Origin of the sequence: Rhodococcus sp. WB9, assembly GCF_007558985.1 — a bacterium.
GTDB classification, from domain to species: domain Bacteria; phylum Actinomycetota; class Actinomycetes; order Mycobacteriales; family Mycobacteriaceae; genus Rhodococcus_F; species Rhodococcus_F opacus.
This window is the reverse complement of the sequence record NZ_CP041769.1, coordinates 6,844,064-6,869,822: the sequence shown is the minus strand read 5'-3', so window position 1 is coordinate 6,869,822 and position 25,759 is coordinate 6,844,064. Positions and strand designations below refer to the sequence as shown.

At 68.0% G+C, this 25,759-nt stretch carries 20 protein-coding genes and 1 pseudogene; 10 read left to right on the top strand and 11 right to left on the bottom strand.

Annotation, left to right across the window (positions count from 1 at the left end; genetic code table 11):
• Positions 1-459 carry a hypothetical protein gene (locus FND50_RS32060; protein WP_144288401.1) on the bottom strand — a complete coding sequence of 153 codons (459 nt, stop codon included), beginning with the start codon at positions 457-459 and terminating at the stop codon, positions 1-3.
• 396 nt (positions 460-855) lie between these two features.
• Between FND50_RS32060 and FND50_RS32055 the strand changes: the two genes are divergently transcribed.
• The 3 genes from FND50_RS32055 to FND50_RS32045 are packed head-to-tail and all read left to right on the top strand — an operon-like array spanning position 856 to position 4,887.
• Positions 856-2,088: an acyl-CoA dehydrogenase family protein gene (locus tag FND50_RS32055; protein ID WP_144288400.1), complete on the top strand. Its 1,233-nt coding sequence runs from the start codon at positions 856-858 to the stop codon at positions 2,086-2,088.
• On the top strand, positions 2,085-3,500 hold the full coding sequence (locus FND50_RS32050) for an LLM class flavin-dependent oxidoreductase (RefSeq protein ID WP_144288399.1): 1,416 nt from the start codon (positions 2,085-2,087) through the stop codon (positions 3,498-3,500). The genes FND50_RS32055 and FND50_RS32050 overlap by 4 nt, the downstream gene beginning before the upstream one ends.
• A gap of 28 nt (positions 3,501-3,528) precedes the next feature.
• Entirely contained in the window at positions 3,529-4,887 is a 1,359-nt protein-coding gene (locus tag FND50_RS32045; protein WP_144288398.1) for a styrene monooxygenase/indole monooxygenase family protein, read from the top strand.
• A 64-nt stretch (positions 4,888-4,951) separates the two neighbouring features.
• Here FND50_RS32045 and FND50_RS32040 read toward each other — a convergent pair whose 3' ends face one another.
• Positions 4,952-5,554 (bottom strand): CGNR zinc finger domain-containing protein, encoded by a 603-nt coding sequence (locus FND50_RS32040; RefSeq protein ID WP_144289215.1) that lies wholly within the window; start codon positions 5,552-5,554, stop codon positions 4,952-4,954.
• A gap of 69 nt (positions 5,555-5,623) precedes the next feature.
• On the opposite strand from FND50_RS32040, the gene FND50_RS32035 reads away from it, so the two are divergent.
• Entirely contained in the window at positions 5,624-6,493 is an 870-nt protein-coding gene (locus FND50_RS32035; protein ID WP_144288397.1) for an alpha/beta fold hydrolase, read from the top strand.
• A gap of 138 nt (positions 6,494-6,631) precedes the next feature.
• Here the strand turns inward: FND50_RS32035 and FND50_RS32030 are convergent, their stop codons facing one another.
• The 3 genes from FND50_RS32030 to FND50_RS32020 form a co-directional block, all read right to left on the bottom strand.
• The gene (locus FND50_RS32030) at positions 6,632-6,916 is read right to left on the bottom strand and encodes a YciI family protein (RefSeq protein ID WP_144288396.1); all 285 of its coding nucleotides are present in this window, start codon (positions 6,914-6,916) and stop codon (positions 6,632-6,634) included.
• 89 nt (positions 6,917-7,005) lie between these two features.
• Entirely contained in the window at positions 7,006-8,181 is a 1,176-nt protein-coding gene (locus FND50_RS32025) for an Nramp family divalent metal transporter (protein ID WP_144288395.1), read from the bottom strand.
• A 364-nt stretch (positions 8,182-8,545) separates the two neighbouring features.
• Positions 8,546-9,484, bottom strand: a complete 939-nt coding sequence (locus FND50_RS32020) for a dihydrodipicolinate synthase family protein (RefSeq protein ID WP_144288394.1) — start codon at positions 9,482-9,484, stop codon at positions 8,546-8,548.
• A gap of 174 nt (positions 9,485-9,658) precedes the next feature.
• Between FND50_RS32020 and FND50_RS32015 the strand changes: the two genes are divergently transcribed.
• The 3 genes and pseudogenes from FND50_RS32015 to FND50_RS32005 all read left to right on the top strand — a co-directional run bounded on the left by FND50_RS32015 (position 9,659) and on the right by FND50_RS32005 (position 11,471).
• Positions 9,659-10,747, top strand: a complete 1,089-nt coding sequence (locus FND50_RS32015; RefSeq protein WP_005565808.1) for a LacI family DNA-binding transcriptional regulator — start codon at positions 9,659-9,661, stop codon at positions 10,745-10,747.
• A gap of 126 nt (positions 10,748-10,873) precedes the next feature.
• Positions 10,874-11,074, top strand: a pseudogene (locus FND50_RS32010) (acyl-CoA dehydrogenase family protein); the annotation flags it as partial.
• A 148-nt stretch (positions 11,075-11,222) separates the two neighbouring features.
• On the top strand, positions 11,223-11,471 hold the full coding sequence (locus FND50_RS32005; RefSeq protein WP_144288392.1) for a DUF6480 family protein: 249 nt from the start codon (positions 11,223-11,225) through the stop codon (positions 11,469-11,471).
• Between the two features lie 31 nt (positions 11,472-11,502).
• Here the strand turns inward: FND50_RS32005 and FND50_RS32000 are convergent, their stop codons facing one another.
• The 5 genes from FND50_RS32000 to FND50_RS31980 all read right to left on the bottom strand — a co-directional run bounded on the left by FND50_RS32000 (position 11,503) and on the right by FND50_RS31980 (position 18,400).
• Positions 11,503-13,854: an ATP-dependent DNA ligase gene (locus FND50_RS32000; protein ID WP_144288391.1), complete on the bottom strand. Its 2,352-nt coding sequence runs from the start codon at positions 13,852-13,854 to the stop codon at positions 11,503-11,505.
• Positions 13,855-13,906: 52 nt separating this feature from the next.
• Positions 13,907-14,971, bottom strand: coding sequence for an NAD-dependent epimerase/dehydratase family protein (locus tag FND50_RS31995; protein WP_144288390.1), 1,065 nt, complete (start codon positions 14,969-14,971; stop codon positions 13,907-13,909).
• Positions 14,972-15,310: 339 nt separating this feature from the next.
• The gene (locus FND50_RS31990) at positions 15,311-16,522 is read right to left on the bottom strand and encodes a CoA transferase (protein ID WP_144288389.1); all 1,212 of its coding nucleotides are present in this window, start codon (positions 16,520-16,522) and stop codon (positions 15,311-15,313) included.
• Positions 16,523-16,547: 25 nt separating this feature from the next.
• A complete protein-coding gene (locus FND50_RS31985) occupies positions 16,548-17,555 on the bottom strand; it encodes a MaoC family dehydratase (protein ID WP_144288388.1) in 1,008 nt (335 codons plus the stop codon).
• Positions 17,555-18,400: a CoA ester lyase gene (locus FND50_RS31980; RefSeq protein WP_144288387.1), complete on the bottom strand. Its 846-nt coding sequence runs from the start codon at positions 18,398-18,400 to the stop codon at positions 17,555-17,557. The genes FND50_RS31985 and FND50_RS31980 overlap by 1 nt, the downstream gene beginning before the upstream one ends.
• Before the next feature lie 180 nt (positions 18,401-18,580).
• Here FND50_RS31980 and FND50_RS31975 point away from each other — a divergent pair, with 180 nt between their 5' ends.
• The 3 genes from FND50_RS31975 to FND50_RS31965 all read left to right on the top strand — a co-directional run bounded on the left by FND50_RS31975 (position 18,581) and on the right by FND50_RS31965 (position 25,308).
• Positions 18,581-19,732: an acyl-CoA dehydrogenase family protein gene (locus FND50_RS31975; RefSeq protein ID WP_005565798.1), complete on the top strand. Its 1,152-nt coding sequence runs from the start codon at positions 18,581-18,583 to the stop codon at positions 19,730-19,732.
• A gap of 31 nt (positions 19,733-19,763) precedes the next feature.
• A complete protein-coding gene (locus tag FND50_RS31970) occupies positions 19,764-20,516 on the top strand; it encodes a GntR family transcriptional regulator (protein WP_005250759.1) in 753 nt (250 codons plus the stop codon).
• 313 nt (positions 20,517-20,829) lie between these two features.
• The gene (locus FND50_RS31965; protein ID WP_144288386.1) at positions 20,830-25,308 is read left to right on the top strand and encodes an AAA domain-containing protein; all 4,479 of its coding nucleotides are present in this window, start codon (positions 20,830-20,832) and stop codon (positions 25,306-25,308) included.
• A gap of 32 nt (positions 25,309-25,340) precedes the next feature.
• On the opposite strand, the gene paaI is transcribed toward FND50_RS31965, so the two are convergent.
• Positions 25,341-25,754, bottom strand: coding sequence for a hydroxyphenylacetyl-CoA thioesterase PaaI (gene paaI, locus FND50_RS31960; protein WP_007301676.1), 414 nt, complete (start codon positions 25,752-25,754; stop codon positions 25,341-25,343).
• Positions 25,755-25,759: the final 5 nt, after the last annotated feature.

The following is a 25,759-nucleotide window of genomic DNA, read 5'->3' as shown; positions in this document are numbered from 1 at the left end:
TCAGCCGAAGTGCCGCGCCAGACGGTGATGCCGGTGCGCGAAGAACGCGCCGAGGACGCGGGCGAGGACCGGCGTCAGCGGCACCAGCGGCAGCCTCGGCTCGAACGTGATCCGGTCGTGGACGCCGGTGCTCCCGTCGTCGAAGGGCCGCAGCGTCCGTTCGTGCTCCCACCGGCGCATGCTGAGCATCGTCGACTTCTCGTGGAACCGCCGACACGGTTCGAGTTCGGCGATGGTCAGATCGTCGTAGTCGAACGGGACGAGCCCGAACAGCCGCAGCCACGCTCGCCCGAGCGGTTCGCCGATCGGGACCGAGTCGATGGTGATCGACTCCCGGCCCCGCGGAATGCTCATCGTCATCCACGGACGCATTTCGTCGTTGATCCCCTCCGGGTCGACGACCCTCGCCCACACCTGCCCGATCGGTGCGCCGACGACGGAGCTGCGTTCGATGATCACCGTTCCATCTTCGTTCGATCACCTGAGGGCGCGCAATGGCTTCCAGGGTGGACGTCGCGTTGTCATCTATCCGACCACTGTCTGCGTTACCGGTAGGCCGGCAGGGTCACGCCGAGAGCGCCGAGGCTCAGGATGATCTGCGATCGCGTGGAGTCGACGAGAGAACATCGACACGTGATCACCGTTCGGCGCCTCCTGTGCCGATCGACGTCGGGTCGGGAAGCTAGCGTAGCGGCGGGCGAGCCGTGCCGCGGCGGGCCGGCCTACGACCCCATCCTCGTCTACGTGCAGCGCCCTCAGGCGTGTTCGACTCTGTGCGATCGTAAGTAGTGCCCGCACGCGCTTGTTTCGCCCATGGTGGTGTCGACATCGTCGACGCACCGAGGAGCAGGGCACGTGAGCAGTTCAACGATCGAGGCCGTGACCGACCGCGAACTGGAAGATCGGTTCCATCCGATCTTCGACCGGATCGCCGAGGGCGCGCTGGGCCGGGAACGGGATCGCCGGCTGCCTTTCGACGAGGTGGGTCTGCTACGCGACGCCCGGTTCGGTGCCCTGCGCGTCCCGACCGAGTTCGGCGGGTTCGGCGCGTCGGTCCGACAGCTGTTCGGTCTGCTGATCGATCTGGCTGCCGCGGAATCCAATCTGCCCCAGGCGCTTCGGGTGCACTGGAGCTTCGTCGAGGACCAGCGCCTCGCCGCCCCGACCGTCAGCCGCGAGCGGTGGCTGCGCGCCGCGGCCGAGGGAACGCTGGTCGGCAACGCCATCACTGAACCCGGGGTAGGAGCTGCCGACCGTTACCAGACGACGCTGCGCCGCCGCGACGATGGCACCTGGGTCCTGGACGGCGAGAAGTACTACAGCACGGGCAGTCTGTACGCCGATCACATCCTCGTCGCGGCCGACCGCGACGGCGAGCGGGTGTCGGTTCTGGTGGATGCCGACGCTCCGGGCGTAGCCCAGACCGACGACTGGGACGGTTTCGGACAGCGGCTCACCGCAAGCGGTACGACCACGTTCTCGGGTGTCGTGGTGCCCGAGGACCGGATCCTCGGGCCCGGATACGGCGCGCCCGGCCGCACCTACGCGACGTCCTACCTCCAACTCGTGCAATTGGCAGTCCTCGCCGGGATCGCCCGCCGCGCGGAGACGGACACGGCGGAATGGGTTCGTGCCCGTACCCGCACGTTCACCCACGCGGCTGCCGACCTGCCCCGGCACGACCCGCTCGTGCAGCAGGTGATCGGCAAGCTGTCCGCCGCCGCGTACGGCGCCCGCGCGACCGTGCTCGCCGTCGCCGACGACCTCGACCGCCTGCTCGACGCCGGCGGTGAGGACCCTGAGCTCCTGGACCGCGCCGAGGCCGCCGCAGCCCGCGCACAGTCCGTGGCGATCGGCCTCGTCCTCGACGCGACCGCGCAGTTGTTCGAGGTGGGTGGGGCGTCGATCACCTCGTCGGAACTCGGTCTCGACCGGCACTGGCGCAACGCACGCACCATCTCGGCCCACAACCCTCTGATCTACAAGCAGCAGTCGGTGGGGGCGTACGTCCTGAACGGTGATCCGCTGCCGTACGCCTGGAGCGCCGGGCAGCGGCAGAGCGTTCGCGACGCGGACGCGCCGGCATGACCCGGCAGATCCGCTTCAACGCGTTCGACATGAACTGCGTCGCCCACCAGTCGCCGGGACTGTGGCGGCACCCGGACGACCAGTCGCACCGCTACACCGACCTCGGCTACTGGACCGACCTCGCCCGGCTCCTCGAACGCGGGCTGTTCGACGGCCTGTTCATCGCCGACGTGCTCGGCACCTACGACGTCTACGGCGGAACCGACGAGGTCGCGCAGCGGCAGGGCGCCCAGATCCCGGTCGCGGACCCGTTGCTGCTCGTCTCGGCGATGGCAGCGGTCACCGAACACCTCGGTTTCGGCATCACCACGGGGACGGGATTCGAGCACCCGTATCCGTTCGCGCGCCGACTCTCCACCCTCGACCACCTCACCGGGGGACGGATCGGGTGGAACGTCGTGACGGGGTACCTGCCGTCCGCGGCCCGGAACTTCGGTGACGCCGACCAACTCGACCACGACACCCGGTACGACCATGCCGACGAGTACCTCGAGGTGCTCTACAAGCTGTGGGAAGGTTCGTGGGAAGACGACGCCGTCGTGCGTGACACCGAGCGCGGCGTGTACGCCGATCCGGAGAAGGTGCACCACATCGGCCACCGCGGAACGCATTTCACGGTCCCGGGCATCCACCTGTCGGAACCGTCGCCGCAGCGGTCGCCGGTGATCTACCAGGCGGGGGCGTCGCCGCGCGGTGTCCGGTTCGCCGCCGAGAACGCCGAGGTGATCTTCGTGGGGCCGCCGTCGAAGCGGGTGCTGAAGGACACCGTCGCCCGGATCCGGCAGGCCCTCGTCGACGCCGGCCGCGACCCCTATTCGGCGCGGATCTACGCGCTGTCCACCGTCATCACCGGCAGCACCGACGAGGCCGCGGCCGCGAAGCAGGACGAGTACCGGCGATACGCGGACCTCGAAGGCGCACTGGTCTTCGCGTCCGGCTGGATGGGGATCGACCTGTCGCGGTACGACCTCGACGACCCGATCGGAAATGTCGAGAGCAACGCCATCCAGTCGGCCGTCGCCGCCTTCCAGGAGGCCGCCGACGACGGCCGTGAGTGGACCGTGCGCGACATCGCGGAGTGGGCGAGCATCGGCGGTCTCGGGCCGCGGTTCGTCGGCTCCGGTGAGACCGTCGCGAACCAGTTGCAGGAGTGGGTGGCCGACACCGACGTCGACGGGTTCAACCTGACGTACGCGATCACGCCGGGATCGTTCGAGGACGTCGTGACCCACGTCGTGCCGGCGCAGCAGGCACGGGGTGCCTACCCGACGGGCTACACCGACGGAACCCTGCGCCACAAACTGTTCGGCGAGGGCGACCGGCTCCCCAGCGACCACCGGGGCGCGCGGTACCGCCTCGGCGGCGACCTCTCGACACGGACCGACCGCTACCGCGCGTACACGAACACCTGAACGACCACCACAACCACCGGGAGGACCCATGAGTACACCCCGCACCGCCGCCGTCGTCGGAGCCGGACTGGCCGGCACCACTGCCGCGCTCGGCCTCGTCGACGCCGGTTTCGCCGTCACCCTCTACAGTGACCGCGACCGCGACGCCTTGCGCAACGACGTCCCGGCCACCGGCACCGCCGTCTACTTCGGCAAATCCCGCGAGGCCGACGCCCGCATCATCGAGGACCTCTACGCCGACGGTCCGCACTCGACCGGGATGAGCACCCGTCTGCACACGGGGGAGGGTGACACCCGCGCCGACGTCCTCGAATTCGACCCCGACTTCCGGTACGTCGCGCAGGGTGTCGACGTACGACTGCGGGCCGATGACCGACTCGGCCGATTCCTCGACCGCGGCGGCCGCTTCGAGGTCCGGGCCGTCAACCTCGACGACCTCGACGCGATCGCCGCCGACCACGACCTGACACTCGTGGCGACCGGAAAGGGCGGGCTGTCCACGCTGTTCCCGGTGGACACCGAACGGACCGTGTACAGCGAACCGCAGCGCCGACTGCTGCTGGTGACGTTGCAGGGCCTGGGACACGGCCCGGACACCTTCGGCTACCGGTCCGCGGCGGGCGGCGCGCACAATCTCTTCAACCTGCACACCGATTTCGGTGAGGCCTGGCTCGGCCCGTACCTGCACAAGGACGCCGGCGCCACATGGAGTTTCCTCGGCTTCGCGAAACCGGGCAGCCCGTGGCAGGAGCGGTTCGCCGCGGTCACCGACGTGCACTCCGCGCGGCAGACCGTCATCGACTTCTACCGCGACTACTTCCCGCACGACGCCCCCGAGATCGAGCAGTTGCAGGTGATCGAGTCCGACCCGCACTCGTGGCTGAGTGGGGCGGTCACCCCGACGGTGCGGCGCGCGGTCGGGACGACCAGGAGCGGCCACGTGGTCGCGGCGATCGGCGACACCGCGATCGCGTTCGACCCCCTCGCCGGGCAGGGAGCCCAGAACACCGCCGTACAGGTGGCCGCGCTCGTCGAGGCGGCACGCGGGCACGACGGCGAGTTCACCGCCGACTGGTTGTCCGAGCAGTTCGAGAAGCACTGGAACACACGGGGTCACGCGGCCGCCGAGGTCACCCGGCTGTTCCTCGGCGACCCGAAGTACGCGGTCCACGCCGAATTGCTGTTCCCGGCGGCGACCGTGAGCGAACCCGTTGCCGCGGCCCTGTTCGGGTTCCTCTCCGAACCCGACACGCTGATCGGTATCGACACCCGGGAGGACGTTCTCGCGTTCATCGCCGCCGCGGCCGGGGAACCTGCCGAGGACGTGCTGGCGCGGTTCGCGCCGAGCGCTGGGTTCACCGCGTCTCCCGCGGCGGCCCGAGCCTAGGCAACTCCTCGCTGTTCCCACACGATGACCCGGCGCCGGTGGTGGTCGTATCGGCATCGACTCCTCACCCGGCGTCTGTGGGGCCCGTTCCGGGGCGGTCCTGCTGTTCGCGACGGCGTCGGGCGCGAAAGTTCGCCACGTTGACGCGGTTTCCGCACACCTGGGGCATGCAGAACCGGCGCCGGCCCGCCCGGCTGGTGTCGACGAAAACTCCGTTGCACGAGGGGGATTCGCACGACCGGAACCGGTTCGGTCCCAGTGAAGCCACGGTTCCGAGCAGGCCCGTTCCGATGACGACGGCCAGGTCGTCGGCGAGGGTCGACTCGGGTGCGGTCTCGAGGTGCCACGTCCATGTGCCGTCGTGGCGCCCGAGGAAGGGGACGGTGCGGGCCACGTACAGGAGTTGGTTGGCCCCGGCGACGATCGCCTCTTCGTTCGGCGCGGCCACGATGTCGCGCACGCGTGTCCGCAACGCACGAACCTCGTCCAGATCGGCGCCGGTCGCCGGCCGGTCGCCGGGGACGATGCCGTGCTCGGTGAGGAAAGCATGCAGCGACTCGCCGTCGGTGAGGACGTCACCGGTCGCGACGAGCACCTCCGGGGCGGTGAGGACGAGCGCCGTCGCCACCGATGCCCCGAAGGTGTAATTGGTGAAAGTCAGTTGCATCACTTACAGCCTCCGTCTAGCGTAATGGTTGCCAAGCCAGTTTAACCATTACGTCTCGGGAGGATGATCATGACTCGACAGCAGATCGCCAACACTGCCGACACCGACCGGTGGCGCCTGCCCGACCGGCTGACGGTGGACGGCGCCACCGTCGCGGCCGGAGTCTTCGGCGACGGCCCGCCCGTCGTTCTCGTGCACGGCACGCCCTCGTCGTCGTATCTGTGGCGCGCGGTGATTCCCCGCCTCGCCGAGCAGAACACGGTGTACGTCTGGGACCTTCCGGGCTACGGTGACTCGCCACCGGTTCCCGGCGAGCCGGTGGCGATCCGCACGCACGCGCGCGTGCTCGCCCGGCTGGTCGAGCATTGGGGACTCGAGCGGCCTGTGCTGGTCGGTCACGACATCGGTGCGGCGACAGTGCTCCGGGCACACCTCGTCGAGGGAGTCCCGGTCCGGCGCATCGCCCTGCTCGACGCGGCGGTGCTCTCACCGTGGGTGACGCCGGTGGCGCAGCACATGCAACGCCACCTCGACGTATACCGCACGATGCCGACGCACATCTTCCAGCGGATCACCGAGGCGCACCTGGACACCGCGACCCGTCGTCGGCTGCCGTCGTCCGTCGCGGAGGCCTACCTCGGTCCCTTCGCGGGCCCCAGCGGCCAGCAGCGTTACCTCGACCAGGTCCAATACTTCGACGAACGCGACACCACCGAGGTCGTCGACAAACTCGGCACCGTGAAGGTGCCGGTGCAGATCCTGTGGGGTGCGGACGACGAGTGGCTGGACCGTTCGTTCGCCGACGATCTCGCGGGCCGCATCCCCGGGGCGCGAGCGACGCTCGTCCCCGGCGCCGGGCACTTCCTCACCGAGGACGAACCCGACCTCGTGGCGCAGGCCCTCGCCGAGTTCCTCACGAAAAGTGAGCCATTCGTCTGACCGGATACCGCGGGCCGAATGTCGGGGGACGCCATGACGCGTCCCTCGAGGTCGGCGAGCGCGAGGATCTCGAGTCGGTCCTTCCGGCCGCGGTCATCCCACAACGCTCGCGAATGATCGATCGGTCCGACTCCGAATTTAGTCCTGTCCCATCGTTCTCACCGGCGTCCACTCGACGATGCGATGGTCCGGTACCAGGCCGTGGATGACGAAGGGATCGTGGGTGAAGAGCTGTGCGACCGTGTCGGTCGTATCGGACTCGACGAGGATGAAGGCGCCGCGGTCATCGGCGTACGGACCGCAGGCGATGACTGTCTGGCGGTCGACCAGTTCGGAGGGCCATGCTCGGTGTGCCGATCGGTACGTGTCACGTCCTGCGGCGGTCACGGCTGAGTAGGTGTAGTCGACGACGAAGAGTGGCATTGTTTCTGATTCCTCGTGGGTTGCCTCAGGGGTGGATGCAGCAGTCGAGCGGCACACTGCGGTGCGCAGTGTGCCGCCTCATGTCGGTGTCAGCCGAGCAGTTCGTAGATAAGCAGGCCGGACAGGGACAGGATCGAGACGAATCCCAGAGCGCCGATGATGTTCTTCCACCAGGTGTTGCGGAGGTTGCCCATCAGCTGACGGTTGTTGCTCATCACGAAGAGCAGGAGCCCGAGGAACGGTGCGATCAGCACGGTCAATGCTTGGGCGAAGATGATCAGCTGGACAGGGGATTTCGTGAACAGGATCGTGATCAGGAGTCCGAAGCCGAGGATCACGGCGCTGGTGCGTTTGGCTGTCGGTGTGCTGGGGGACGGTCCTTTGCCGAGCGCGTCGGAGAGCATGGTGCCTCCGGCGGTGGCGTTGGCGACCATCGCGGAGAACGCGGCCCCGGACAGCCCGAGCGCGAAGATCGTCGATCCGATCGGGCCGGCGATGGGTTCGAAGATCTTGGCCAGGCCTGCGAGGGTGGTTGCTTCGGTGTTCTGCCGGCCGAGGACGGCGGCGGCAACGATGATCACGAGCGAGGTCATGATGCCGGGTGCCACGATGCCCGGGATGGTGTCGGCGATGGTGGTTTGCCGGTATTCGGCTGCGGTGCGCTTACGTTCGTGGGTGCCGTAGGACGTGAAGAAAGCTGCGTTGAGGGAGAAGTTGGTGCCGACGAGGGCGACGACGAGCAGTTGTCCACCCGGCGGGATGCTCGGGACGAGTCCGTGCACGGCCTGGAACCAGTCGGGCTGGGCGATGACGGCGCTGAAGACGAAGGTGGCCGCGAGGAGGGCGACGATCACCAGCAGAACGCGCTCGACGGTTCGATAGACGTTGCGGAACAACAGGATCAGTCCGACGAAGACTGTGCAGACGGCGGACCACACTATCGGGGACCCGCCGAAGACCATCGACAGTCCCAGGCCGGATCCGACGGCGTTGCCCACGGAGAAACACAGGGTGATGATGAAGACTCCGACGCCGGCGGAGACGCCGACGCGTCGGCCCAGGACGTCCTTGACCGAGCTGATCATGGACACGGGGGTGCGGATGCCGAGGCGGACGCTCATGTCGGCGTAGACGAGCATGAAGATGGTCGAGAGGGCGATCACCCAGATCAGGGAGTAGCTGTACTCGCTGCCGGCCTGGACGGCACTGGCGAGGTTGCCGGGCCCGAACTGCCACGCTCCGGCGATGAATGCGGGACCGGCCATGGCCAGGGTCCGAACCCAGTACCGGCGCTGGGGCCGGACGCGACCTCCGGGCGGCGGAGGGGTGCCTGCGACCACTGAACCGCCTCCGACGGGATCGGCTGATGTGCGAGATGGCTGACTCATCGATGAGCCTACTTTCTGGTGTTCGAACCGCAGACGAGGAGTGTGGCGCAACTGACGATGGGGGCATCCGACGCTGCCGGCTCGGAAGGGCGAACGGAACCTGCGGCCGGGAGTGGGCCGGGTCTGCTGCGGGCGGTGCCGGCCGGCCCGGGGTGTCCGGGCCGGCCGGCAGAACCGGCACGCGGCGCGGTGGCACCGCGTGCGGCGGATTCGGAATCCGAAGGTGACGGGTCGAGCGGGGTCAGGCGTGGGCGACGACCGAGGTCAGCTCGGCCGACTGCAGCGCAGCGGCGATTTCGGCACCTGCGCACTCGGCCAGTGGCAGCAACGGTGAGCGCACGGTGGCGTGTTCGAGGATTCCGCGGGCGACGAGGCCTTCCTTGAGGGCGACGGTGCCTTCCATGTGCGAGCCGCGGTGGTAGACGTTCGCCGTCACCGGCAGGAGGCGGTCGTGGATGGCCCGGGCCGCGGGGTAGTCCTTGGCCTTGCCTGCCGCGATGAGTTCGACCAGCGGCTCGGGCGCGAGTCCGCCGTAGCCGACCAGCAGGCCGTCGACGTCGAAGATGGTGTGCAGAAGGTACTCGTCGTGGCAGCTCAGGATCTGCAGGTCGGGGTTCTCACGGCGCAGGACCGGGATCTCGCGGTCCCAGCGGCGCATGTTCCGCACACCGTTCTTGGTGGCGAACACACCGGGCTGGGCGGCGATCTCGAGCTGGGTGTCCAGGTTGTACGTGGCTTTGGTGGCGTCGGGGTACTGGAACAGGATCAGCGGCAGCCCGGACCCTTCGTGAATCGCCTTGTACCGATCCTGCGGGGCGCCGTCCTGGTAACCGAACCGCAGCCATCCGTGGGAGGGGTACACCAGGCCGGCCGAGGCGCCCGCGTCGACCGCGCGGCGAGCCTCCTCCACGGAGACCGCGGTGCCTTCGCCGGTGATGCCGGCGATGATCGGCAGCCGGCCGTCGACGGAGTCCTTGAAAGCGGCGATGACGCGAACCTGCTCGTCCTGGGTGAGGAAGGTGCCCTCGCCGGCGTGGCCGAGTACGACCAGCCCCTTGACGCCGTCGACGCTGCCGAGCCACGAGCCGAGGCGCTGGATGGCGTCGTAGTCGACGGCGCCGTCACGGGTGAAGGGTGTCACCGGCGCCGGGGTGAGGCCGCGGAGGTCGAGTGTGCTCATGATCGCTCTTTTCCATCGAAGGAGACTTGTGCAAACGTTCCCGGGAACGTTCCCGGGAACGATTTCATCGTGCGATACGATCGTGGCTGTGTCAAGGGTCACGTCCCGAATCGGATGTGATCAGGCCTCACCTCACGCGCGAGGGGCCGGGCCGAGGCGGTAGAGAGGAAGACCATGGAAGCCAATGGGAGCGCGCCTCAGCGGGCGCGGGACGGTAAGCACGTCGTGACGCTGCGGGAAGTGGCGGACGCAGCGGGTGTGAGCACCTCGACCGTCAGCCGGGTGCTCGACGATCGCGTGCCGCCGTCCCGCTCCGCGACCGCCGAACGAGTGCGGGCGGTCGCCGATCAACTGGGGTACCGGCGCAACACCTTCGCCTCGAGCCTGCGCCGCGGGCAGACCGCGACGATCGGCGTCCTCGTGCCACGGTTGAGCGACACCGTCATGGCCTTGATGTACGAGGCGATCAGCCGCGCCGCGACCCGCCTCGGCTACTTCACGGTCGTCGCGACGACGGGGGACAATCCTGCCGACGAGTCCGATGCGGCGCGGACTCTGCTCGCCCGGAACGTGGACGGCCTGATCGTCGCCTCGAGCCGGCGCGACGACCCCTTGCCGCGCGAGCTCCGTGAGCGCGGCGTGCCCCACGCGCTGGTGCTCAGGACCGACGGGATCAGTCCGTCCTCGGTCGGCGACGACGAGGCGGGCGGCTATCTCGCCACCCGCCATCTGATCGATCTCGGGCACACCGACATCGCCGTCCTGTCGGGCCCGCTGTTCGCGTCGACCGCAGTGGGGCGTCTGGCCGGGGCGCGAAAGGCGCTCCGGGAAGCGGGAATCGCGGAAGTGCCCGAGTGGATCGTCGAAACGACGTTCGGCATCGAGGACGGCGAGGAGGCCGGGAACCGGCTCTTCCGCTCAGCGTCCCGTCCGACCGCCGTCTTCGCCGCCAACGACAACCTCGCGCTCGGAGTCGTGGCCGCCGCGCACCGATGCTCGCTGACCGTCGGCGACGACGTCGCCCTGGTCGGCTACAACGACATCCCACTGTCGCAACGTCTTCCGGTCCCGCTCACCTCGGTGCGCACCCCGTTCGACCAGATCGCCGCCACCGCGCTCGATCTGATGCTCGCCACCACCCCCGTCGACGATCCGATCCGGCGCGCGATGCCCACCCTGATTCCGCGACGTTCGTCCGGATCGCACCGGGCCACGACCGCGGCAGGCCCGCAGACCGCCGGTTCTGTGCACCACGGCGAATAATGACTGACGACTGGTGTCAGCGAGGCTGGTCCATGGGAAGGATCGAGTGGTGGCTCTCCGAACGCGTCCCGAACGACTACGCGTTGCGGTGGAGATTTGCCGAGTACGGCACCTCGATGAGAGACCGCATATGTGAAGGACCGCAAGGTCTTCGGACAGCAGGTCGCCGCGTTCCAGAACACCAAGTTCGTGCTCGGCTGTCTCCAACTGCACGGCGGATACGGCTACATGACCGAATGTCCGATCGCGCGTTTCTACGAGGACACGCCGGTCAGCCGCATCTACGGCGGGGCCAGCGAGGTCATGAAGCTTCGTGGTTGTGGCTGACCCACTCGGGTGAAACCCGGCCGTCGCCGCCGACGCCGACGATGGAGGGATCGTCCTCGCCGTGTGGGTGTGGGAAATCGGGGTACCCGCATGTCACAGCTGTCAGCTCGAACGCTGAGCAGGCCGTATTCCACGGAGGGCCGTTGCCATGACCGCTCAACCTCCGGACCCGGATCCGGCGAACACTCCTGATCTCGAGTCGGGCGGCGGTGTCCGACCAGGTTCGACCCCACCGGACTCCGCCCAGACTTCGGGGTTGTCCGAACACGAACCGCGCACCAGTTGGTCGTTTCCACCGACAGGCATATCCACGATGGTGGTCATCGGTGTGATCGTCGTGGTGTTCGTGGCGATCGCGGTCCTGCTGGTGCTCGACATCGTCGGGGTCTTCGACTGAGTTCGGCCTCCCCTCGGGCACCGGCAGATGGTCATTCCCGCCGCACGTCCTCGGGATTCTTGTCCGTCCGCAAGCCACGCCAGGTCGGGTGCCGGAGAAGGTTCGCCGTGGTCCATTCGGTGAACCCGACCTCGCCGACCAGGCGGGGAGTGACCCAATTCGCGTCCTTGCGTTGGGCGGTCGTCAGGGTGTCGATGAACGGGCTCGTCTTACGTGAGAGCCGCTCGAGTTTTCGTGTCAGGGAGTCGAGCATCGGTTCGGTGAATCCGGTGCCGACCCTGCCGACGTACCGGAGTCCGTCCTCGTCCGGGATGCCGAGCAGCAGCGATCCCAGAGTGTCGCTGCGTGATCCCTTGCCGCGTCGCCAGCCACCGACGATCACCTCCTGGGTGCGCTGGTTCTTGACCTTGATCCAGGCTGTGCCTCGCCGGCCGGTGAGGTAGGTCGAGTCGTTTTTCTTGCCGAGGATTCCTTCCCACCCGCGTCGACGGCTCTCCGCCAACGCCGCCGCGGCGTCGCCCCGCAGGCGCGGGGGGACGGTCAGACCGGTGGCCGACGCCAATTCCTCCAGATTCTGGCGCCGATCCGCGTACCCGTGACGCAGCAGCGAGGTGCCGTCGAGGTAGAGCACGTCGAACACGTAGAACTCGGCCGGATACTTCTGCGCGGCAGCGGCGATCGCCGCCGGCTTCTGCAGCCCGGACCGGTTCTGCAGGGCGGCGAAGCTCGTCACACCCGCGGCGTCGAGGGTGACGATTTCGCCGTCGAGGACGACATCGTGATCGGCGAGTGTGTCTCCGATCGAGGCCAGTTCCGGGTAGGTCGCGGTGAGGTCGCGACCGGACCTGCTGTGCAGGTAGACCTTCCCGCCGGAGATCTCGGCAATCGCCCGTATCCCGTCCCATTTCCCCTCGAACGACCAACTGTCGGCGGGCATGTCGGCGAGATCCTGATCGGATCCGAGCGTCGCGAGCATGGGTTTCAGGTCCCGCGGCATCGGTTTTCGCCGGCGGGCTTCGATGTGGCGCCTCGAGGATGTCTGACCGGACTCGCTGTGCGGCAGCGGCCGTTCCCTGTCTTTCTTGATCTTGTGCATCAACCACTGGTCGTCTTTGGTGTGGATCAGCACGTACTGCCCCTGAAGTTGTCGGCCCCGGAGTTCGAATAGAATCTCGTCACGTTCCCACTTGATGGGGACGTAGGTTCCTTCGTCGAAGATGTCCACTACGCCGCCGCCGTACTGGCCCTTGGGGATGGTCCCGGAGAACGTGCGGTAGTCGAGGGGATGGTCTTCGGTCTGGACGGCGAGGCGATTCTTCGACGGAGACCGGGGGACGCCTTTGGGTACCGCCCACGAAACCAGTACCCCGTCGCGTTCGAGGCGGAAATCCCAATGCAGGTTGGTGGCGTGGTGCTCGTGGACGACGAAGCTCAGGTCCCGGCCCGAGTCCACCGGTGGTAAATCGGCTGTGGGAGCGGGGACCGGTTCGGGTGTCTTGCCGCGAGTTCGCTTGGATCGGTACACCTGAAGGGAGTCGAGGGAGTTCGAGAGCAGGTCACCTCCGCTGCGGTATCGCTCGAGCACCTCGTCGAACCGCAACTGACGCAGATCGGTTGCCTCGATCTCCGACCATTCCCGTGGCGCGGCCACCGTCGGTTCGGAGCGCCCGCGCAGAGAGTACGGAGCTATGGTGGTCTTGGCGACGTTGTTCTGACTCCAGTCGACGAAGACTCTTCCCCGTCGGTCGGTCTTGGCCATGGTGGCGGTCACCGATTCCGGCGACTCTTCTCCAGCCTCTTGCCAGCGCTCGGGCGAACGGAGAGGGGTCGATGTCGTTTTCGCTGTGAGCGTCGCATAGACGTGAATACCCTTGCTGCCGCTGGTGACCGGAAACGACGTCAACCCGGCGTCGTCGAGTTGCTCCTTGACCGCCACTGCGACACGGGCACAGTCGGAAAGGCCCATACCCTCACCGGGATCGAGGTCGAACACCAATCGCGTCACCGGCCCCGGCTTGCCGTCGACCACCGTCCATTGCGGCACATGCAATTCCAACGCGGCGAGTTGCCCCATCAACACCAGACCTGCGGCGGAGTCAATGAGGGGGTAGTCGACGCTGCGGTCCTTGTGCTGCACGGTCAGTCGCGGAACCCAGTTCGGCGTCGACGAGGGAAGGTTGCGTTCGAAGAAGGAGTCCGAGTCGACACCGTCCGGCCACCGCTTCCGGGTCACCGGACGTTGCGCCAGGTGCGGCACCATCGCGGGAGCGATCTCCTCGAGATAGTCGATCACCTCGCCCTTCGTCGTTCCCACGGACGGGTACAGAACCTTGTCGAGATGCGTCAGGTGCAGTCGGTGCCCATCGATCGTCCTGGTCGGCATGGGATTGGTGCTCCCTTCGAGGGTCGCGGTTGAGGCGCTCGGGGCAGGCGGCTCAGGGGCGTTGCCCGAGACCTGTTGCAAATTCCCGCACTCGTCCACCAACGGTGTCGTCGGCGAGTGGTGCGGTAGGCATTCCCGCGCCGTCGCGTAGTCCGCCGAGGAACTCCTCGAGTGTGTCGCGGGGCGAATACTTCGGCGCCCATCCCAACTCGGCCCGAGCCCGGGTGCTGTCCATCAGCGGCAGGTGCACAACGGTGTCGAGCAGACCGGGTGAAGCCGGAACCGCATGCGCGTGCCAGGCCGTCCACAATGCGGCCCGAATAGCTCTGCGGGGGAGTGGGATTTGCCGGGCATCGAGATAGTCGGCGAGCACACGGCCGTCCACCGGGGGTGCAGTCGCAAGATTGAACGCTCCCCGCACCGGCAGCAAGAGGGCCTGCACGTAGGCTGCTGCCGCGTCGCTGGTGTGCAGAATCTGTGCCCGGAGGTCGTCGACGAGCGGTACCACCGGAATGCGCGCGGCGCGCATGAGGCGTCCGGGGAGCAGCGGCCCGAGGAACAATCGACGCTGCGCAGTGGCCGACTCCCGCTTGAAAATGAACCCCGGCCGCATCCGCACCACCCGGAGGTCTGGATTCCGCAACTCGAAGGCGTCCAGGAATCGCTCCAGGTAGGCCTTCTCGCGAGGATAGGCCGCGCCGGGCCAGCCGTGCGTGGGCCAATCCTCGGTCACCTCGAGGTCGGTCGGGCCCGGCGAGTAGGCGGCAACCGAGGAGGCGTACACCAACGCGGGAACACCTTCGTTCACTACCGCATCGAAGACCCGGATGGACCCCACCACATTGTTGTCCCAGGTGACGCTCGGTTTGTGGGTGGGCTGGAACAACCAGGCGAGATGTACCACCGCATCCGCCCCACGCACGATTTCGCGAACATCGTCGGTCGCGACGTCGGCCTCGACGAAGGTCGTCTTGGGGGCCGTCCACTCGGTGCGTCGTCGCGCGACGCCGACCACCTCGCCGACAGCAGGCTCCGTGCTCAATGCCGTAACGACACTGGTTCCGACGTTGCCGGTCGCCCCGACGACGACCACTTTCAGACCCCGTTGCTCACTCATGAGTCCCGGGTACCCTGCCGTGCCGCTCGACCAATCACGGCGCACTCGATAGATCGGTGTGCCTGCGCCGCCGAGGCAGAGAACTCGTCGTGTGTGATTCGGTCCGCCGTCCCGGTGTTCTCCGCAGTAGAATCGAATCCGAAGGGAGGACGGCGGGGCTGTCGGAACGATGTCGACCCCGCGGTAACGCCGGAGGCTCCGTCGTCGGATCCCGCTTACGTGAATCCAGGGAACGAGATCTGGCTCGGCGTCACACCGACGCGAACGGCAGCGCGTGAGGCCGATTCCGTGGTTCTTCACGCGCGGCACACAATGACCGGGTCCGCGCCGTCACCGGTGTCACTTCCCTCCCACGATGCCGCTGTCGAGGAGTTTGGCGATGTCGGAGTCGGAGCTGCCGAGGAGGTCGCGGAGCACGCTGCCGGTGTCGTCGCCGACTGCGGAGGCGGGTGCGACGGTGGCGTGGTGGCCGTCGAACGACGCGGGATGCCCGGAGGCGAGGTAGGTGCCGATGCGCGGCTGGTCGAGTGGAGTGAACATCGGGTTCTTCTCGAGCTCTCCGGACTTCACCACTTCCTCGAAGGTGCGGTAGCGCTCGGCGAGCACCGACGTCTTCGAGAGTGCCTCGGCCACTTCGGTTGCGGTGTGTTCGCGGAACCAGCGGGCGAACAGGGCCGTGAGGACGTCGCGGTGGGTGAAGCGATCGGTTTCGCGCGCGAAGTCCGCGTCGAGTGCGGTGGCGAGTGCTTCCACGGCGGCCGTGGTTCCGGTGAGGGCGACCAGGTCACGGAAGTGACGCGGGGTGAGGGCGACGATCATGAACCGTTCGCCGTCGCTGGTGGTGAAATCCGTTCCGTACGTACCGTAGACCGAGTTTCCGGTCGCCGGCCTGCCGGTGCCGTTGATCTGGACTTCGGTGAGGTAACCGAGCGTGCCGGCTGTGGCGAGCGCGACGTCCTCTAGCGGCAGGCGGATGTGGGTGCCCTCCCCGGTGGCGTCGCGGTGCCGGACGGCGGCGGCAACGGCCAGCGCGGCGTACAGCCCACACATCACGTCCCACGCGGGCAGGACGTGGTTGACGACGCCGGCATGATCGGTGGGACCGGTGATGGACGGGAAGCCGAGCCCCGCATTGACGGTGTAGTCGACGGCGGGGGAACCGTCGGTGCCACCGAGAACTTCGAGGGTGATGACGTCGGAGCGCAGGGCTCTGAGCGTGTCGTGGGTGAGCCAGTCACGGCCACCGGCGTTGGTGACGAGGATTCCGCCACCCGCACCGGGGGCCGTGACCAGTTGCTGCACGAGTTCCTGCCCCTCGGGGCTGCGCATGTCGACGGCCACGGACCGCTTCCCGCGGTTGAGTCCGGTCCAGTAGATGCTCTCACCGTCACTCGTGACCGGCCAGCGCTTGTAGCAGGCGGAGCCGCCGACGGGGTCGACCCGGATCACCTCGGCCCCCAGCTGAGACAGCGTCAGCCCGCACAGAGGGGACGCGATGAAGCTGGAGACCTCGACGATCCGAAGTCCGGCAAGGGGAGTGTGGGCAGTCACGAGAGAAGCTCCTTGATGGTGGAGGTCAGGCCATGAGGGCGGTGAAACGCCAGTCGAGGACGGGAACGTCGGACGCTGCGGCGTTGTGCGCGAACACGAGTGAACGCAGATGCAGTACGCCGCCACCGCCGGGCAACGCCTCGGCGCTCTCGATCTCGAGTTCGCTGGTGAGGGTGTCGTCCTCGTGGACGGGACCGGTGTGGTCGCAGGACTTCCATCCCAGGACCGTGACGAGGTTGGGCAGCGCGCGCGTGGCCTGCCCGAGCGCGATGCCGATGGTGTGCCCGCCGTAGACGAGCCGTCCGTCCGCGCCGACCCGTTCGTCGTGATGGGTGGCCGCGATGTTGAGGGTGAGGCGCGCCAGTTCGGGGGCGCCCGACACCACGTCGCCGCTGCTCCGCAGGACCGCGCCGGCGAGGTCGGTCGAGAAGTGCTGTCCGGGAACCTTGTCGCGGTAGCGGGCGAGGTCCCAGCCCTCGGGGGCCGCGAAGGCCTGCTCCGTCTGCGGACCGATCGCGGACAGGTCGTCGGACTTGCGGACGCGGTCGTCGTCGGGGTTCTCGCTCAACGGGAGCATCGCGCAGCGGTAGAAGTCGAGGACGGTGCGGCCGTCCTGGTCGGTGGACGTCATCCGGAGTGCCGCCAGCCCGGTGGGCTTGCGTCCCGGCTTCGCCGAATTCTCGCGTAGGCCCACCACTTCGGTGCGGGTGTACAGGGTGTCGCCGATGCGGGGGAAGTGGTGGAAGCGGAGGCCGCGGTAGAACAGGTTGGCCTTCACGTGGTGCGTGGCGAGCGTGGACTGCCCGATGGCGACGTCGCAGACGAGACCGGGATTCGCCACGGCGTCCCCGGATCCGGTGACGGTCCGGGACAGGTGCGCGTCGAGGGGCAGCCGCAGGCGGTCGCCGAGGATGGCTTGATGGGCGGCGGCGAGGCCGCTGGTCAGGGTGACGGCGGGGGCGGTGTCGAACACCTGCCCCACCTCGAGTTCGTCGAAGTACGGTCCACCGACGTACGTCTGCGTGATCGTCACTATGCACCTACCTGGGCGAGGACCCGTCGTGCGGCCACCGCGACGGCCTCGTCGAGCATCTGCCCGTCGAGTTGCGCGGCCCCGCTGCCCGCGGCCTCGGCGGCAGCGAGTGCGTCGATCACGCGCCGCGCGTCGTCGACCGCGGTGTCGGTGGGGGTGAACGCCGAAGCGGCCGAATCGACCTGGACGGGATGGATGACCCATTTCCCGTCGAACCCGAGGGCACTGGTCCATGTTGCCGAGTGGCGGAACGCGTCGTCGTCGGCGATTCCGAGGAACGGGCCGTCGATCGCCTGGATGCCGGCGGCGCGGGCGGCGACGAGGACGCCGTCCTGAATCGCGAGCCAGTGCTCGGGGAGAGCGGAGCGGGAACGGCCGAGGGCCGCCCCGAGATCGGCGTAGCCGATGATGACGGACTCGAGCCGGGCGACGGACCGGGTGATGTCGCCGATGTTCTGCACCCCGACCGGAGTTTCGACGAGAGCCTGCAACCCGATGTCGGTGCCGGAGAGAGCCTGATCGGCGTGCGCCAGAGCCTGCGCGGTCTCCGCCTTGGGAACCACGATGCTCGTGAGCGCAGCGCCGAGGGACGCACACAGGGCCAGGTCGTCCTCGGCCCACGGTGTGGTGAGCGCGTTGATGCGGACCGAGACGGCCCGGGAGCCGTCGGACTCGCGCACGAGACGGCGCACGAGGTCGCGGGCGTCGGCCTTCCTGGCCGGTGCGACGGCGTCCTCGAGGTCGAGGACCACCTCGTCGGCGGTCGACCCGAGCGCCTTGACGGCCTTGCGTTCGTCGGATCCGGGGGCCACCAGAACGGCGCGCCTGCGGGTGAGGTTCTGCACGATGCTTCATTCCTAGGGTCCGGGAGCCCGGTTCGGGCTGGATATGTACGGCCAGCCCGGTAGGGCTGCGCTGCTGATGCTGGCAGCGGTGCAGCCATCATGTCAAGACCGATCGTTGACTTTAGGCAGACATTATCGGATTATGGCCGTACAAATGTTGTGCGAGTGCGAGGTGGAGTGATGGGCAAGCTGAACGAGGAAGAGGCGTACCTGGTGGAGACGGTGCGCGCCTTCATCGACCGCGACGTGAAGCCGACGGTGCAGGCGGTGGAACACGCCAACGAGTACCCCGAGAAGTGGATCGAGCAGATGAAGCAGATCGGGATCTACGGTCTGGCGGTCCCGGAGGAGTACGGCGGATCTCCGGTGTCGATGCCCTGTTACGCGCAGGTGACCCAGGAACTGGCCCGCGGGTGGATGAGCCTGGCGGGTGCGATGGGCGGGCACACCGTCGTCGCGAAGCTGCTGTCGCTGTACGGCACCGAGGAGCAGAAGCAGCAGTACCTGCCGAAGATGGCGACCGGCGAGATCCGGGCCACCATGGCGCTGACCGAGCCCGGCGGCGGTTCCGATCTGCAGGCCATGTCCACCAACGCCAAGACCGACGGCGACGATCTGGTGATCACCGGATCGAAGACGTGGATCTCCAACGCCCGCCGGTCCGGCCTGATCGCGCTGCTGTGCAAGACCGATCCGAGCGCGACCCCCAAGCACAAGGGCATTTCGATCGTTCTGGTCGAGCACGGTCCCGGTCTGACGGTGTCGCGGGATCTGCCCAAGCTCGGCTACAAGGGCGTCGAAACCTGTGAGCTGTCGTTCGACGGTTACCGCACCCCCGCCACGGCGATCCTCGGCGGCACCCCGGGCAAGGGGTTCGCGCAGATGATGAAGGGCCTCGAGACCGGACGCATCCAGGTGGCCTGCCGGGCGCTGGGCGTGGCCACGGCGGCGCTCGAGGACTCCCTCGCCTACGCGCAGCAGCGGGAGAGCTTCGGCAAGCCGATCTGGAAGCACCAGTCGATCGGCAACTACCTGGCCGACATGGCAACCAAGCTGACGGCGGCACGACAGCTGACCTGGCACGCGGCCGAGCAGTACGACAGCGGCGACCGGTGCGACATGGAGGCCGGCATGGCCAAGCTGTACGCGTCCGAAGTCGCCATGGACATCGCCCTCAACGCGGTGCGCATCCACGGCGGCTACGGCTATTCCACCGAGTACGACGTCGAGCGGTACTTCCGGGACGCCCCACTGATGATCGTCGGCGAGGGCACCAACGAGATCCAGCGCAACGTCATCGTCTCGCAACTCGTGTCGCGGGGCGGTCTGTAGTCCGGCAACCTGCACGTAGGATCGGTGCGCGATGAACGGTAGGGAACGAGAACGAGAGACGGAGCCGGCGTACCAGCTGGTGTCGAAGCAGCTCCGTGAACACATAGCCGCGGGCAAGTACCGCGGCGGCCTCAAGCTTCCTACCGAATTCGAACTCGCCGAACAGCACGGCGTGAGCAGGCAGACCGTGCGACGCGCCTTCCAGGACCTGGTAGCCGAGGGCATCGTCTACCGGGTCCCGGGGCGCGGGACGTTCGCAGCCGAGTCCGACGGGCGATACCTGCGTCAGCTGGGGTCGATCGAGGATCTGATGAATCTGTCCACGGACACCACCATGGAGGTGGTCTCCCCGCTGCGCCGCCGGGTCGACATCGAGGCCGCGAGCAGGCTCCGCCTCGACACGGACCTCGTCCACACGGTCGTGTTCCGGCGACGCCACGACGACACCCCGTTCGTGCTGACCACCGTGTACCTTCCCGACGAGATCGCCCGGCTCGTCGTCGACGCACCCGAGATGTCCGAGGGCGCCGTCAGTGCGTACACGATCATCGGTCTGCTGGAGCCGCACCTGCGCAGCCCCATCATCGAGGCGGCGCAATCGATCACGGTCGCGCCCGCCCCCGCGGATGTGGCCCGCGAACTCGGCTGCCCCGAAGGCCATTCGATGCTGCGGGTGGACCGCCTCTATTCCGATTCGGAAGGGCGGACCGTCGAGTTGGCGGTCAGCTACTTCCTGCCCGAGCACTACACCTATCGCGTGACCCTGAGACGCGGCGGACGCTGAGCGGCCCCGTCCTTCTACTGTCCTCGCGCTCGACCGACGTTTCCACGCCCCCATCCCGGCACGCTGCCGTTCCGTCCCGAACTCCGACGTGTTCGAGGCGAACGAACCGATGCGCAAGCAGACCGGGGACTTCACCGCCGGCACGGGTGAACAGTAGAGACCGGCCGGTACGTATCGAGGTCCGTGCGGCACCTCGAGCGACCGTCCAGTCCTTCTGCCAGGGGATGACGCCTCGAACTTCACCCCCTCGACCCGATAGTGTGCACGGCGGGGGCAAGCGCACGTCATCACCGAGAATTCGCAGAGGTTTACATTGTCGAGTCCCGAAAACGACGCCGAGCTCGCAGGCCGCGTCCAGCGCCTGCTGCAGTTTTTGCGTGAAATCGTCAGGGCTCGCACGAAGCCGGTTCTCCGCGTTGACCAGCACGAACAGGTCGAATGGCTGCATCAGGACGGCCGGACGATCCAACTCGATTCCGACGCCGCGCAGGGTGACATCGTCCTGCGCGTGCCCCTCATCGGTGTCGAGGATCCGCCGGAACTGCCCACGGTCCTGGCCGGCTGGGTGGATGCGTCGGCCCGCTCCGACAGCTCGCGTTCCGATCTCGAACTGAACGCGTCCGACGCCTACGCGGAGGACTCCGACGAGGAATACGACGTGCGTCGCGCGTACGACGTCCGGCAGGCGTTCGACGCCTACGTCCCACGCTGGCAGGCGTGGGCGAAGGCCGACCGGGAGCGTCGCCCGCACGCCGATCTGTACCAGTCGCTGCAGCGGATGCTGCAGGAGCTGAACGCCCGCCCCGAGTCGATCGAACTCGTTCTCGCGTCCGGTCTGCTGACCCTGGCGGGCGCAGGCCCGGACGGCGTCCAGACCCACTTGGTCACCCAGTCGGCGAGCATCCACCGCGATCCCCGGACCGGCGACCTGCTGGTGCGGCTGATTGCGGGCTCCCAGCCCCGGCTCGAAGACTCCCAGCTGTTCACCGGACTCGACGTCTACGACAGTGCGCACGCGATTCCGCTGCAGAAGCAACTGCAGGACACCGCCGTGTCGCCGCTGAGCGACGGCGTTCGCGCACTGCTCGCGGAGTGGGCGCCGAAGTCGCTGATGACGCCTGTCACGATGCGGGACGGCCTCCGGCCACCCGACACCGACGCCGACGGCACCCTCACGCTGTCGCCCGCCCTGGTCCTGCGCAAACGCAGTGCCTTCGCGCTGGTCGAGTACTACGAGCAGATGATCTCCCACCTCGAACGCGACGGCGCGACCGTTCCGCTCGGGCTCGCGCAGCTGGTCGAGGCGATCGAACCGGGAGACCGGCTGTCGTGGCTCGAGCGCACCGGCGCCGCCACCTCGTCGACGCTCGCCGAAGACCCGCTCTTCCCGCTCCCGGCCAACGCCGAGCAGTCGCAGATCATCGAGCGGCTCGGCGGGGACAGCGGAGTGGTGGTCGAAGGGCCGCCCGGCACGGGCAAGACCCACACCATCGCCAACCTGGTGTCGGCGCTGCTCGCGCGCGGCCAGCGGGTGCTCGTCACGAGCGAGAAGGCGCAGGCGCTTCGGGTGCTGAGGGACAAGCTCCCGCCCGAGATGCAGGAATTGTGCGTCTCCATCACCGATCTCTCCCGCGGCGGCTCGGACGAACTCACCCGCAGCGTCGCGACGATCGCCGAACGGAAGTCGTCGTTCAACCCGCACAGCGAGGGCCAGAAGATCGCCGATCTCCGTGCCCAGCGGGACGAGGCCGTGCAGAAGCGGGCCGTCGTGCTCGAAGAGGTGAAGGCGCTGCGCGAGTCGGAGACCTACCTCCACGACGCTGTCGCGGACGGCTACGAGGGCACCGCCGCCACAATCGTCCGCAAGGTCATGGACCTGCAGGACGCCTTCGAGTGGCTTCCCGGTCCGCTGCTGAGCGAGCAGCCGCCCCTCACCGGCACCGAGGTCGAGACGCTGCGCCGGCTGTCGGTTACCGCATCCCCCGAACGGGCGCGGCGGTCCCGTCAGACGCTTCCCGTGCTCGACTCGCTGCTGCCCAACCGGGCCGAACTCGAACGGCTCTGCTCGCGGGCGTCGACCAGTATCCCCATCGACACCCCGCAGTCGGCGCATCTGCTCGAGGTCCTCGGGGGCGTCGACCCCGAGACCGCGTACACCGTTCGCCGGCACTGCAAGGAACTGCAGGCCCGCGCTCACGACGTCCTCGACCTCGACGGCCAGTTCCAGGGCCTCGCCGACACGGTCCTCTCCGGCCGTGCGACGCACCTGTGGGGTCGGCTGGACGCCCTGCCCGCGATCGTCGAGGCGGCCGCGGCCGCCGACCGCTACATCGGTGCGCACGACGTCCAGTGCGCCGTCATGACCCGACCCGCACTGCAGGCGGTCGGTGCGCTCGCCGTCGCGATGGAATCCGGCGCCGTCGAGTGGAAGGCACGCTTCCGTCGCAGCGAAGAGCAGAAGGCCGTCGAAGAACTCGGCCTCGACGCCACCGTCGACGGCGCACCCGCCACGACCGCCGCCACTGTGCGGCTCGTGACCGAACACCTGCGCGCCCACGACGCCGCGCAGACCGCCGCCACCCTGCTGGCGGACCTCCGGATTCCGGTTGACATGAACGGTTCCCGTGCCGTCCAGGTCGACAGTCTCAACATGATCGTCGGCCGGGTGGCCCGGGTGCGCGCCCTCCTCGTCGCCCGCGACGCGCTGGCCCGCGAACTGTTCGCGCTGTCCCCGAACGCGCCGCGGATCCGTACTCTCGCGGACGCCGTCGCGGTGGCCGGGGCCGCAGAGGCGATCACCACGCGTGCCGACGTGGACAGTGCCCGTGCGGAACTCGACGCCATCGTCTCGGCCGTCTCCACCGAGGTCGACGCGGGACCGTCGCCGGAAGGCACCGCCCTGGTGGCCGCGCTCGATCAGGCCGACAACACGGCCCTCTCGGATGCCCTCAGCTGCTACGCGATCGCCCGCGTCGAGCAGCAGGATCAGCGGCTGTTCGACGAACTGTCCGACAAACTCTCACCCGTCGCCCCGGCACTGTACGAACTGGTGCGCAGGACGGCGGCGCTCACCGAGTGGGACGAGATGAGCTGGCAGATGTCCGAGGCCTGGGCGTGGCGCCGTGCCCGCCAATGGGTCACCGAACAGCACCGTGCCGGTCGTGAGCAGGAACTGGAAGCCGAACTCAATGCCGTCGACGCGGATCTCGCGCATCTGACGGCGCGGCTCGCGGCGGCCACCGCCTGGCGCGACTGCCTCGAACATCTGACGGCGGATCAGGTGCGGGCGCTGCAGACGTACCGCGAACACATCTCGAGCATCGGTGCAGGTGCCGGTAAGTACGCCGAGAAGTACCGCAGCGCAGCACGATCCGCGATGGGTGAGGCGCAGGGCGCGGTGCCCGCGTGGGTGATGCCGCTGCAGCAGGTCCTCGCGTCGATCCCGCCCGTGCCGGGCAGCTTCGACGTCGTCATCGTCGACGAGGCGAGCCAGGCCGACATCACCAACCTGTTCCTGCTGTGGCTGGCGCCGCGGGTGATCGTCGTCGGAGACGACAAACAGTGCGCACCCGCCGACATCCCCACCACCGGAACCCTCGACGACGTGTTCACCCGGCTCGACGCCTACCTGCCGGACCTTCCGGAGTACGTGCAGGCCACGCTCACGCCGCGGTCGAGTCTGTTCTCGATCCTGCGCACCAGCTTCGGTCAGGTGGTCCGGCTCCGCGAGCACTTCCGCTCGATGCCCGAGATCATCAACTGGTCGAGCACCCAGTTCTACGGCGAACTGCCGCTCGTCCCGGTGCGGCAGTTCGGCGCGGATCGGCTTCCGCCGCTGAAACATACGTACGTATCCGATGCCACTGTGTCGGGCAAGGACGCGACGCTGACCAACCACGTCGAGGCCGCCGCCCTCGTCGACCAGCTCATCGAATGCCTCGTCGACCCCCGCTACGACGGGAAGACGTTCGGAATCGTCGTGCTGCAGGGGCAGTCCCAGGTCGACGCCATCCGAACCGAACTCGTCAAACGCATCGGCATCGAACAATGGGAGCAGCGGCGACTGAGGGTCGGGACGCCGCCCGACTTCCAGGGCGACGAACGGAGCGTCGTCTTCCTGTCGATGGTCGTGGGACCCGAGCAGAACTTCGCACCGCTGACGGCGAACCAGTACAAGCGACGGTTCAACGTCGCGGCGTCACGGGCGCAGGACCAGCTGTGGCTGTTCCACTCCGTGACCGTCGACGAACTGAAGCGGGCCGACCTGCGCAACTCCCTGCTCAGCTACATGATGTCGACGTCGCCGGCACCGGCCGACCCCATGCCGCAGGACGTCGACCGCGACGTCCGGATCCCCCCGTTCGACAACCTGCTCGAGCAGCGGGTGTTCAACGACATCGCCGAACGCGGCTATCACGTCAATTCCCAAGTCGAGGTGAACAATCGGCGCATCGACCTCGTCGTCACCGGTGGCACCATGAGACTCGCCGTCGAATGCGACGGCGACGCGTTCTCGACCACCCCGGAACAGCGGATCGCGGACCTCGAACGCGAGCAGGAACTCAAACGGTGCGGCTGGACGTTCTGGCGCGTCCGCGAGTCGGAGTACTACCTCGATCCGAAGTCTGCCCTGTCGAGTCTGTGGGAGACTCTGGACAACCTGGGCATCGCGCCGCACGCGGTGGATCACGCGATCGCCATCGAAGCGGCCGCCACCGAACGGGCAGCGCGCGACGCCGCCGCGTCCGAACGCGGAAAGCACGCGGCCCCCATTGGCGCTGCGCGCCCGTGAGTACTTATTAACGTCCCGCGGTTAATAAGTACTCACGGGCGCGGCTGCGCACGACTGTCGCCTCGGAACTCGGCGATGACGTCGTCGCCGCGCCGGACGGTGACGTCGTAGATGCCGTTGCGCCCGAATCGGGCCCGTTCCACGGCCTCGGCGACGAGGATGTCGCCGAGGCGGGTGGCGGTCAGGAATCGGATGTCGGCGCGGGCGGCGACGGCAGGCGAGTCGTATCCGTTGCACGCCATCGCGAATGCGGTGTCGGCGAGGGTGAACACGAACCCGCCGTGGGTGATGCCGTGGCCGTTGACCATGGTCTCACCCACGACCATCGACGCGACCGCGTGACCGGGGCTGAGCTCGAGGATCTCGATGCCGAGCGCCTGGGACGCGTTGTCGGCCTCGAACATCTTCCGCGCGATGCGGCATTCCGCGGACGCGTCGACAGTCATGGTTC